The organism is Bartonella sp. AA2SXKL (assembly GCF_042197205.1).
GTDB lineage: Bacteria > Pseudomonadota > Alphaproteobacteria > Rhizobiales > Rhizobiaceae > Bartonella.
The window spans coordinates 71448-83302 of record NZ_JBHIRN010000004.1 but is presented as its reverse complement, the minus strand read 5'-3'; the positions used below and the strand labels follow the sequence as shown (position 1 = coordinate 83302).

At 35.3% G+C, this 11855-nt stretch carries 7 protein-coding genes; 4 read left to right on the top strand and 3 right to left on the bottom strand.

Annotation, left to right across the window (positions count from 1 at the left end; all coding sequences use genetic code 11):
- Positions 1-182 precede the first annotated feature (182 nt).
- On the top strand, positions 183-968 hold the full coding sequence (locus ACFINS_RS04170) for a ComF family protein (protein WP_375612080.1): 786 nt from the start codon (positions 183-185) through the stop codon (positions 966-968).
- Between the two features lie 47 nt (positions 969-1015).
- Entirely contained in the window at positions 1016-1270 is a 255-nt protein-coding gene (grxC, locus tag ACFINS_RS04165; protein ID WP_375612081.1) for a glutaredoxin 3, read from the top strand.
- A 20-nt stretch (positions 1271-1290) separates the two neighbouring features.
- Here grxC and ubiG read toward each other — a convergent pair whose 3' ends face one another.
- Positions 1291-2034, bottom strand: a complete 744-nt coding sequence (gene ubiG, locus ACFINS_RS04160) for a bifunctional 2-polyprenyl-6-hydroxyphenol methylase/3-demethylubiquinol 3-O-methyltransferase UbiG (RefSeq protein WP_375612082.1) — start codon at positions 2032-2034, stop codon at positions 1291-1293.
- A gap of 188 nt (positions 2035-2222) precedes the next feature.
- On the opposite strand from ubiG, the gene ACFINS_RS04155 reads away from it, so the two are divergent.
- Positions 2223-3479 (top strand): aspartate kinase, encoded by a 1257-nt coding sequence (locus ACFINS_RS04155; protein ID WP_375612083.1) that lies wholly within the window; start codon positions 2223-2225, stop codon positions 3477-3479.
- Positions 3480-6067: 2588 nt separating this feature from the next.
- Here ACFINS_RS04155 and nhaA read toward each other — a convergent pair.
- Together nhaA and ACFINS_RS04145 are read right to left on the bottom strand one after the other, a co-directional pair.
- Positions 6068-7426, bottom strand: coding sequence for a Na+/H+ antiporter NhaA (gene nhaA / locus ACFINS_RS04150; protein ID WP_375650707.1), 1359 nt, complete (start codon positions 7424-7426; stop codon positions 6068-6070).
- Positions 7427-7572: 146 nt separating this feature from the next.
- Entirely contained in the window at positions 7573-9279 is a 1707-nt protein-coding gene (locus ACFINS_RS04145; protein WP_375612085.1) for a hypothetical protein, read from the bottom strand.
- Positions 9280-9633: 354 nt separating this feature from the next.
- On the opposite strand from ACFINS_RS04145, the gene ACFINS_RS04140 reads away from it, so the two are divergent.
- Complete coding sequence (locus tag ACFINS_RS04140) at positions 9634-11400, top strand: SLC13 family permease (RefSeq protein ID WP_375612086.1); 1767 nt, start codon at positions 9634-9636, stop codon at positions 11398-11400.
- The last annotated feature ends 455 nt before the right edge of the window (positions 11401-11855 follow it).

The following is an 11855-nucleotide window of genomic DNA, read 5'->3' as shown; positions in this document are numbered from 1 at the left end:
TCGATCTATGAAAGAATATATTTTAAAAAGGTTCATTATTTGTGCAAGCTCTGTCAAGTTTATAATATGAAAGAAAATAAATTTATAGAAGGTAAGAGTTTTTAAAGGAATTAAAATTATAAATTGAGGAAATACAAAGGAACTTTTGTTCTGAGGGAAACTTGTAAAAGCCTAAATTTATAATGTTGTATTTTCGAGAAGCGGCGTTAAATAGCGGAGATATACTAAGTAAGTTCGTTGAACGCTTGAAAACGATGCTTTATCCACCAATTTGTCCTGGATGTAAGCAAAATGTTTTTACTTATGGTACGATTTGCTCCGAATGTTGGAAAGATCTTCAATTTATCACAAAACCTTATTGTCCTGTTATGGGGACTCCTTTTGTTTGTGATATGGGGGATGGTTTTCTTAGTGGTGAAGCACTCCGTAATTCCTATCCTTTTTCACGTGTTCGCTCAGTCATTGTTCATAAAGGGCTTGCACGAACTTTAGTAACGCGCTTAAAATATGGTGATCATATAGAATTGGCATCATTTATGGCCAATTGGATGATGTTTGCTGGACGCGAGGTTATTGATGATTGTGATGTTATTATTCCCATTCCATTGCATTTTCGTCGTTTTTGGGAGAGGCGTTATAATCAATCTGCTGAGCTTGCACGTTACATTGCAGCATCACAAAAAAAGCTTTTAAAACCGAGTTGGCTTGTTCGTTGTCGGCATACCCGTCCGCAGGTTAGTCTTTCTTCGAGAGAGAGAAAACTTAACGTAAAAAATGCTTTTAAGGTTTCGCATAAAGTTAAAAAATATCTCAAAGGATGTTCTGTTTTGCTGATTGATGATGTATTTACAACGGGTGCAACAGTTACAGCAGCAGCTGCTGCATTAAAAGATGCAGGTGCACGACAGGTTGATGTGCTAACATTTTCGCGTGTTCTCAAAGAAGATTCTATTTTTCCCTCTTCTTAAGAGGAATTTAAAATGAATATTATTAAAAAATATTGGAGGATAATACTATGAAAGAGGTAATAATTTATACACGCCCTAACTGTCCTTATTGTACAAAAGCACGTGATTTGCTTAATAAAAAAGGCGTAAAGTATACAGATATTGATGCTTCCACATCTCTTCGCCAAGAAATGGTACAGCGTGCAAATGGACGTAATACATTTCCACAAATTTTCATAGGTGATTATCACGTTGGCGGTTGTGATGATCTTTATGCTTTAGAGGCTGAGGGAAAGCTCAATTCTTTATTACAAGGCATATGATATTTGTAAATTACATATTCTTAAGACCGTTTTGCAAGAAGGAGATAGTTAACGCCCATGTCTTTTGAGCGATTCCAGCTGTCGTTTAATGGGTTATAAGTAATACCTATCTCATCAACGACAGTCAGAGCGTTTTTTGATAAGAAATTTTTAAGTTCTAGAGGTTTTAGGAATTTTTTATAATCATGGGTTCCTTTAGGAAGCCAACGTAGAATATATTCAGCGCCTACAATAGCAAGCCCCCATGCTTTCCATGTGCGGTTGAGTGTTGAGACAAACATCACCCCTTGTGGTTTCAGCATTTTTGCTGTAGCTTCTATGAAGAGATTAACGTCAGCGACATGTTCAACAACTTCCATATTAAGGATGATATCAAATTTTTCTCCTTCATTGGCAAGTACTTCTGCTGTCGTCGTGCGGTAATCAATGGAAAGATCATTTTGGGCTGCATGGGTTTTTGCGACTTCAATATTCGTTTGTGAAGCATCAACGCCTACAACTATAGCACCAAGACGTGCCATTGGTTCAGATAACAAGCCTCCTCCACAGCCAATATCAAGAATTTTCAAATTGTGAAAGGGCGTAAGTGAAGAAGGGTCACGATTAAACTCTAAACAGATTTTTTCTCTGATGTAAGCAAGGCGCGTTGGGTTAAATTGGTGAAGAGGTCGAAATTTTCCTTGTGGATTCCACCATTCTGTAGCAATACGTGAAAAATGATCAATTTCACTTTGATCAATAGTTGTTTGTGTTTCATCGATCATGTTGCCTTCCTTTATTTTTAATGATCAGGTCAAGTAGATTTTATACAAAGTCAAGAGAAATTAATATAATCATAATGAAACTTGCACAAATGATAGATATTCGCTATGTCGAGAAAATGGTTAGTTGATACAGCATCTAATTCTCATTACTGTTTGAGATAAGAGATGTAAAGGTAAGAGTGTTATTAATGGCGCGCATTGTCATGAAATTTGGTGGAACGTCTGTAGCAAACATTGAATGTATTCATAATGTTGCAAGGCATGTCAAAAGAGAGGTTGATGCAGGCAATGAGGTTGCCGTTGTCGTATCTGCGATGGCTGGTAAAACGAATGAACTTGTTCAGTGGACAAGTGATGCTTCCTCTATGCATAGAGATGCTCGTGAATATGATGTTGTGGTTGCTTCTGGTGAACAGGTTACGTCAGGTTTGTTGGCTTTGACACTTCAAGAAATGGGGGTGAATGCACGTTCATGGCTTGGTTGGCAAATTCCTATTCATACAGACAATGCGCATGGCCGTGCACGTATTACTAATATTGATGGATCTTTTTTAATCGAGTGTTTTCAGGAAGGTCAGGTTGCCGTTATTGCTGGTTTTCAGGGGTTATCTCCGGATAACCGGATTTCTACCTTAGGGCGTGGGGGATCAGATACAAGTGCTGTTGCTATAGCCGCTGCTGTACAAGCTGATCGCTGTGATATTTATACGGATGTGGATGGTGTTTATACAACGGATCCACGTATAGAGCCGAAAGCGCGTCGTTTACCAAAAGTAGCTTTTGAAGAAATGCTAGAAATGGCTTCTCTTGGTGCAAAGGTTTTACAGGTTCGTTCTGTTGAATTGGCAATGGTTCATAAGGTTCGTACCTTTGTGCGTTCAAGTTTTGAGGATCCTGATGCGTTAGGCATGGAGGATCCAATGAGTTCTTCTGGAACACTTATTTGCGATGAGGATGAAATTGTGGAACAACAAAATGTTACTGGTATTGCTTTTGCTAAGGATGAAGCACAAATTTCCCTTCGTCGGCTTGCCGATCGTCCAGGGATTTCGGCAGCAATTTTTGGTCCCTTGGCTGAAGAAAGCATTAATGTTGATATGATTGTGCAAAATATTTCTGAAGATGGCTCAAAAACTGATATGACTTTTACTGTACCATCATCAGATGTAGAAAAAGCCGTTACACTTCTTGAAAAGAATCGCAAAGAAATTGGATTTGATGTTCTCCAGTTTGAAAGCGATCTCGCCAAGGTATCTGTGATTGGTATTGGAATGCGTAGCCATGCAGGTGTTGCCGCTACAGCATTTAAGGCTTTGGCTGAAAAGGGTATTAACATTCAAGCAATTACGACCTCAGAAATTAAAATTTCTATTTTGATTGATAGTGCTTACACTGAACTTGCGGTTAGAACATTACATGCTGTTTATGCACTTGATAAGGGATAAGTATTTTTTAGTTTCAACAGAGTTTCAATAACGTAAAGCTTTAATATATATTAATAATTTTTGTTAAGGATATTTATATTTTAACTTAAATGGAATATTTAATACAGCAGGACTCTCTCATTTTAAACTTGTTCATGATGAATTTAAAATGGTCACTTATACATTACAAGAGAAAGATGTTTGGGTAAAAAACTGTTTAAGAAGGGATATAAAATATGCCGTCTATAAACGTTTTAGGGCCTATAGAGTGAGATGGAGAAGACTTTACGATAAGCCTTAATAGAACTAAGGAACAATGCACTGCGTTTATTCAAAGAATGCATGTTACATGAGGGACAGCCTCGTGAATACAGATTTAATATTATAAATCTTAGAGAAATGGGAGCTCATTGGATTAGTGACGGAATTACCAAAATAGAATTGATGATGTATTTTCTAGAGATGTTTAGTTTGTCATCAAATGATTGTTTATGACTTTATGTATATCTTGAAAATTTAATTTTTTCCGTATTACGAGGCAATAAAAAATATATCTCTATAGATAATATTTATGTTGCACTATAAGTTATAAAATTACCATGTCTTATGCGTTTATAGCTTCTTCAGAAGTACTTTTCATAAAATAATGATAATGTTACAGTGTGTTTCTTTTATGATTTTATTACTTAAATTTTTTTCATGTCTATTTCTCTTTTTTGAATTATGATTAAGATTTTCAAAGTTTTTGATACCTCCATATGTTCTTTAGGTTAACTTTCTTCCCTTAACTACTCTATTATAAGTATTTTCTGTGTCATACTGCCAATCACACATGAAATACATTCTTTCGTTTTTGCAGTATATTGTGCTAGTTTCTTATCATGTTTACATATTTTGCAAATGGTGGTCTTTGTAAGTAAAGCTCTTCTTGTGAGAAATATAGCCATATTATTTTACCCTTCTTGTATTTTATGTGGCGTTGTACAATTTGAAAGTCTCGGAAATATTGCTTTTTAAATTATCTATGAAGAGTATTTTATGATATCAAGAAATATAGAGCGTGCTCTTTGAACAAAAAGAAAATAAATATCAAATAAGAGCGGAAAAAGGGGAGAACAACGATATATATGCTCTATTTTTCCACCAATCATATGTTTTAGAATAGTCTAAATGACTAGGATTTTCTTTTTTTCCGCGAGTTAATTACGTAAACTAGAGTGCTCCCTATGGAAGCATGCTTCAAGTTTAATTCTTTCATGGAGTGAGACAAGCGATGTGTCGATGATAAAAAACGGGAATATTTTTCCACTCCATTGTCAATTTAATAGTGATGTTATGACGTTGTTATTCCAAATAAATCTTTTGTTTTTTGTTACCTGTATCAATATCTAATGTCAGAGCAGATGCATATTTGATGGTATATTGAGACGGATAAGGGGCCTACGAGCAACTCCTGTTTTTGTATGCCAGATAGGAATAAGGATGTTGCGTATACCTGGTGGGGTAATTTCTGAAATGGAGATAAAACCTAATTGGGTGAGAATATGAAGCCATAAAAGTGAAAACCAACTTCCATTTTACAACTTCCTTTTAATTCTGCTTTACAATTTTCAAAGGTATTGACAGCAATATCTTTTAAATAATGGATATTACACATTGGTTCACGTTTTTGTTTATTGCGTTATTTAAATCGTATATACCTTTCACGTAAAACAAAACGCTATTATAGTGCCAATTTACGTGCTTGTTTTGAAAAAATATCTCTCAAGTCCATTTCACGGCACCGACCATGAATGGTATAACGGTAAAGCCATTGTGCGCCCCATCTCCTTCTTAGATCAAAGGTGTCAGTTGGCCGTCATCATTTAATTTTTAGTTTTTGTGTTGAACAACTCTTGTATGGATATGGTGAAGCAGTCTTCTTTCTTCAAATAATCCATATTTCTCATCGGCTTGTGACGTGTAAGAGAATAGTCTTGATTGATTTATCATGTACAGATTTGAAATGAAGAAATCATACGATATTTGAACTCCATTCAAGATTTATAATGATAAATTAAATATTTTTTATCCAAAAATAATGTGCTTTTAAGCAGATAAAAATTAAAGTTATTTAGAATACCGCAATAAAATCAGTAACGAGGAGGGTGGTTTATTGAAAAAAAATAAACCATGGAATTACTTAACTGATTATTGAATTTTGCTTATTCTTATCTGTTTCGTATGATTAAACATAAGATATTGATTCATAATAATTAATTTTTTTATAGTGAATAATAGTCCTGACGAAAGGCAGCTTTTCTGAAACCACGAAGCCTTTTATATTGAAACAATTAAAATCATTTCTGTGCATATCATGAGTGGAGCTGGTGCATGAGTAAAAGAATATTGAAGAAAGGAATAAAAATATCTCTTATAAGTCTTTTTAAGAGTCAAAGGTGTTGTAACATTAGAGGCTCGTAAATAGTATGATGATGTTAGTTTTCTCCTTCATAAGTGTAAAGATGAGGCGAGACAACAGCTTTTACATTAAATATCGTCCGAACCCAACAAATGAGCGAAATCGCTTTTTAAAAGTTCTGCATAAAAATGTATTTTCAGTTAGTTTGTTAGGAACTATGAGAAATTCCTTTATTGCGCTTAATATAAATAAATCCATATCCCAGACCGATAAGGGCAGATAAACCTGAGCCACAAAGGACCCCAATTTTTGCCGCATCAAGCAGAATAATATCTTTAAAAGCGAGCATTGAAACAAAAATAGACATTGTAAAGCCAATTCCTGCTAAAAAACCAATGAGTAAAACACCTGTCCAAGTCATATGAGGGGGTAGGCGGCATAGACCTGATTTTACAGCTATATAACTGGCAGTGATAATACCAAGAGGCTTACCGATGAAAAGACCAATGACAACACCCAGAACAATCAAGAATGATTTGTCAGAAGAAAGATCAAAGTTTGCAAAACTTACTCCTGCATTTGCGAAGGCAAAAACTGGCATGATACCGTATGCAACCCATGGATGCAATGCTTTTTGAACACGTGTTACTGGGGCAATCATGTCCCGTTGTCCTTTGCGCATCTTTTTCAATGCTGTTGAAATATGATGCAGATCTGTTTTTGTATTTTTTTCTTGAAGAATTTGCATAGCGTTACTGAGCATGGTGAGTGGCGCTACAAGAGTACGGGTAGGAAGAACGGGAGTCATCATCCCTAAGATTACGCCAGCAAGCGATGGGTGAACACCTGTTACCATTAAACCCCACCAAATGATTGCACCAGGTAAAATGTAAAGCCATGCTGATGCAAGCCCGATCCACTGAAAAAATAGTACCAAAGCAATACCTACTCCTGCAATCATTAAACCGCTAGGATCAATGTTTGTTGAGTAGAAAAAAGCAATAATAAGAACAGCGATAATATCGTCAATAATTGCTAATGATAGAAGAATAATATGAAGATTAGAAGGAATTTTTTTTCCTAGAAGAGCAAGAATACCTAGAGCAAAGGCAATATCTGTTGCTGTTGGCACAGCCCAACCGCGGATATGTCCCTCGTTAAAATTGAAGATAAAGTAAATAATTGCAGGAACACAAACGCCCCCTATTGCAGCAACAATTGGTAAGATTGCTTGTTTAAAATCGGCAAGAGCACCTTCATGAATTTCGCGTCGAATTTCCATTCCTGCGACGAGAAAGAAAATAGTCATAAGGGCATCATTAACCCAGAAATGTAAATCCCATGAAAGAGTGAAATGACCCAAATTAAAGCCAAGAGGTGTATGCCAAAAAGATTCATAGAAAGCAGCATATTTAGAATTGGCAAAAATAAGTGCAGCAGCAGCAGCTAATAAAAGAACAACACCACTAAGAGCTTCAATATGGAGAAAACGCTCGATAGCAGAAAGCGCTTGATTGGTGACACGAGAAGCGCGATTAGGCAGGCGATTTGAAGATAAATCAGACATGAACAACTCCAAGAATCGACAATTTTAGATTCTATATTCTCTGTATAAATGACTCTGTGTGATACCTTCTGTATCATATAAAAGAAAAAAGAGGAATAAAGTTCTTAATTTATAGGTAAGATCATCATGTTTAAAGCACAAAATGTTTAAGGTGATGTTTCATTTTTAATAGTGAGATGTACTTTGCTTAAAGCCTTGGATAGATCATTTTGTAGAGCAGATTCGAGATCAACTATTGCGAGACCTTTATTATCGTTTGCTTTAATTTTAACGATCAATGTTTGTGAATTTTTAGCAAATTCTCCTAAGGATTTTGAAATTTTTTCTGCTTCGTCATGATTTTTTATCAGAATTTTTGGGGTCTGCGTCATCATTAGATAGAAATCGTCATAAAGTTCCTTTTTTAGATCATGTTGGCTGTCATTAAGGTTTTGCGCAAGATAAGAAAAAAGCTTATCAATGAAACCTGCATCCGTATATTGTATATTAATTTCATTGATGCCAAGGTCTTGAGACGCAGCAATCATTATATTTTTCTGACCAGAAAAAAGCTTTTCATCAACATCAATAACCTTAGCAGATATGTTCCCAGATCCAACGTTTTTCATATTGAAAGACATTGTATCAAGAAAGAGCATACGTTTTTTTTCATCGTAAGAAATATCAATTTTTCCTGAAACATTAAAGCGCTCAAGATTGATTTTTTTAAGCAAATTTAAGTCTTTTTCATTCATTTTTTTAGGTAAAACGGAAAGGTTATTGAGAGAAAGAAAAAGCTTTTTAGGGATAGGCTGTTTCCACAAACTTGGTTTGAATTGGAATGATTCGAGCGTTGCTTTCAACTGCGGTATATCAACAGTGATATTATCAACTTTGGCATCCGCTGAGGTAATGGCGAGCAGTATGTTTAGAAGAAGACCATTTTGTGCTACTTTTTCAGCGATTTTATTATTCTCTTTTCTTGCATTAAGATAAGCTTTGATTAATTTTTCAGGAGTTTGTTCAAGCGGTTTCATCTTTAAACCAGATGTTTTAAACTGTCCAAGGAAGAAAGAGCTGTTTTTTTCTGCCTCTTCAAAAATATCGACACTTATATTATTCAAAGAAATGGGGCCAGTAACGGTTTTACCTTGATTGAGAGCATTGTTTTTTCCAAAAATGATAGAGTAGGCATAGTTGATATCGATATCATGGGCTTTTATTGTATCACTTTTAGCCATAAGTTGCATCTGTTTGGCACCATTTGCTACGACCGTTTTAAGATCCATATTTTTGATACTAACTGAATGGATATGGTTATTTCTAAAATCAGAAAGCTGGAAATTCTTGATTTCAACCGTTTCTGTTCGGTTATTTTTATTTTCTATAGAAAGTTGTATATTGGGAGCAATAATTGAGGAAAGCTCAATACGCATCATTGATTGTAAAAGACGTGATGTTATCGTTCTATCCTTTTCTTTTAAGGATACATTCCGAAGAGAAATTTGGGGAATTTGCACATGAATATTATTATGCTTTAAATCAACATTATAAAATGTAAAAGTTCCGGGAATAAAGGAAAGAGGAGGACGGGCAGAAATGGCACCAATTTTAAGTGATGTACCAGCTGGAACAGGTAATGTCACATTCTTCAAATTGATTTTACCTAGAATGCTTACTTCAGATGTTTTGGCTTTTATGGAATGACGGGCTATTTCTTTTCTTACAAAACTGTCAAGATAGGGTTTTGCAATATAAAATCCACCAACAATTATAATTGCCAAGATAGCAACAAATCCAATAATGCAAGTGAGCCAATATCTGAGGTTACTTTGATACCCACTATTAAGATTGACCATTCTTTCTTCTTTCATTTTTACCACTCTTTGAATTGAGAGTGAAGATAAATTCTTTTAAGCAACGACAAAGGTTTAAATATAGCGTGTACCAGTTTCAACAATTATCTACTCTCTATATTAGAGTTATTCTCATCTTTTTTACAATATAGCTTTATCAACTTTTATCAATTTTCTTTGGGTTCAGCACTTTATAGAAAAGCACGCATAATAAGGAGAGGCAAGTTTATGCGCATCATAATTTTTTATCACTTTAAAATTATCCTAAAATATTTCGATGTCTGCTTTTATCTTGCTGCTGTTTATAGGAATATTTAAAACATAAAAAATATGTTCTTGTTCATTATAATTTAATGGGGAGAGGTAAGTGTTATGACAGAAAATCAAATAATGGCTTTTTCGATCATTGGTCTCATGATGGTTGTTTTTATTTGGGATCGATTTCGTTATGATCTTGTTGCTATTTGTACTTTATTAATAGCTTGTGCCCTTGGTCTTGTCAGTCCGAAGGAAGCTTTTAGCGGTTTTAGTAATGATATCGTTATTATCGTGGGGAGTGTGTTTGTTGTCAGTACTGCTGTATCTCGCTCTGGTATAATGGAATTTATTATCCAACGGATATGGCCAGACGTGAAATCGGTGCGTCTTCAATTAGCTTTTTTGGTTCTTTCTGTTGTCGTATTATCAATGTTTGTTAAAAACATTGGTGCTTTGGCGATTATGCTTCCGATAGCTTTTCAGTTTGCACGTCGTTCTCAGGTTTCTCCTTCTGTCTTTTTGATGCCCATGGCCTTTGGTTCTTTGTTGGGGGGGCTTATGACACAGATAGGAACATCTCCCAATGTTGTTATTTCAGCGATGCAAGAACGTTTAGTAGGAACACCTTTTACTATGTTTGATTTTACACCAGTTGGTGCGGTTGTTGCGACGGCTGGTGTTGTATATTTGGTCTGTTTTTATTGGCTTTTGCCTGTGCGTGTGCGTTCAGGTGTATCGTTTGATGATGCCATTGATATTCGTAATTATGTTGCAGAAGTACATATTCCAATAAATTCACCGATTGTGGGAAAAAATATTGTTGATTTGGTTAAGCCATCAAGTGGTGATGTTATGGTGATTCAAATCATCAGAAACAAAGTATCTATTTCACCATTACCAGATTTTGTTTTGTCTGAAAATGATATTATTTTGCTGGAAGGATCACATACAGGGTTAGATAGCGTGATGAACTCTGCTCGTTTAGAGTTTTTTAAGGGGGGAACTATTGTTGCAGGTGATAAGGACAGTGATATTATTGAAGCAGTCATTACCCATAATTCACCTCTTATCGGTATTAGTGCGAAAGAGTTTTCTTTATTTGATCGCTATAATGTAAATTTGCTTGCGTTAAGTCGTCAACATGAAAGGGTGCGGGGAAGACTTGATGATATTATTTTCCATCTTGGAGATGTGATTGTTTTGCAAGGACAGGATGCAGTTATTCCAAATTTATTAAGAGAATTGAAATGCTTGCCCCTAGCAAAACGAAATATTGTGTTTGGAAATTTACGACATGGTTTCATCTCTTTAGCTGTTTTATTTATAGCAATTATTTTTACAGCTTTTCATATTGTTCCAGTTGCTTTTTCTTTCTTTTCTGCTGCTGCTGCAATGGTGATCTTTCGTGTTTTGCCCGCGCGTGATCTGTATCAGGCATTAGATGGCCCAATATTAGTGCTATTAGCGGCTCTTATTCCAGTGAGTGAAGCGTTAGAGAAAACAGGATGTACGGATCTCATTGGTCAATGGCTGAGCCAATTGGCAATATTTTTCCCGCCATCCGGTGCTTTAGCGCTTATGTTGGTGACAGCTATGTTGGTTACGCCATTTTTGAATAATGCAGCAACAGTGATGATGGTAGCACCAATTGCGTCAAGTTTTGCTCATTCCCTTCATTATAAGCCTGAAGCTTTTTTGATGGCTGTTGCAATTGGTGCGGGCTGTGAGTTTCTTACACCTATTGGACATCAAAGTAATATGCTCGTGATGGCGCCAGGAGGATATCGTTTTAGTGATTATCCACGTTTAGGTGCTCCATTGGCGGTGTTGATCGTTATTATTGCTGTTCCAATGCTTATGTGGGTTTGGCCTTTACAATAGGATATTTTTAGAAACTTTAAGAATCAATTATAAAAGGTTGTTAATCGTATGAAGATAAGTTGAAGGGATATACTTTATATAAAGAGCTTTAACTGAAGATTTGGAATTATACCACACTGTAATCATGGCGCTTCGGTATTTTTGATACAGATAAAAATTTATCTATTTGGTTTTAGTAGATATTCATGGAAATTTACTGTTTATTCAAGTTTTTTCAAGAATTGGTTTTTCTATTATAATTGTATAATCCAATACAACCAACGATTGCGGTTGAAGACTTTAAAAGATTATTCCTCTATATAATGGAGAGAAAGTTCGCTTGAGATGATAGGCAATCATGATAAATATTAAGGCAGTGAATTTTTCATAATATGTAAAAGCTGTAATGTGAACAAACAGGGTGCTTACATCATTTTCGATTAAGACTGTTGCAAAAATCTGATTGAATTGGCTAC

What these genes read in the sequence shown, in the direction of transcription:
- ACFINS_RS04170 (WP_375612080.1), top strand. Translation starts at nt 183, where the DNA reads ATGTTGTATTTTCGAGAAGCGGCGTTAAATAGCGGAGATATACTAAGT.
- grxC (WP_375612081.1), top strand. Translation starts at nt 1,016, where the DNA reads ATGAAAGAGGTAATAATTTATACACGCCCTAACTGTCCTTATTGTACA.
- ubiG (WP_375612082.1), bottom strand. Translation starts at nt 2,034, where the DNA reads ATGATCGATGAAACACAAACAACTATTGATCAAAGTGAAATTGATCAT.
- ACFINS_RS04155 (WP_375612083.1), top strand. Translation starts at nt 2,223, where the DNA reads ATGGCGCGCATTGTCATGAAATTTGGTGGAACGTCTGTAGCAAACATT.
- nhaA (WP_375650707.1), bottom strand. Translation starts at nt 7,426, where the DNA reads ATGTCTGATTTATCTTCAAATCGCCTGCCTAATCGCGCTTCTCGTGTC.
- ACFINS_RS04145 (WP_375612085.1), bottom strand. Translation starts at nt 9,279, where the DNA reads ATGAAAGAAGAAAGAATGGTCAATCTTAATAGTGGGTATCAAAGTAAC.
- ACFINS_RS04140 (WP_375612086.1), top strand. Translation starts at nt 9,634, where the DNA reads ATGACAGAAAATCAAATAATGGCTTTTTCGATCATTGGTCTCATGATG.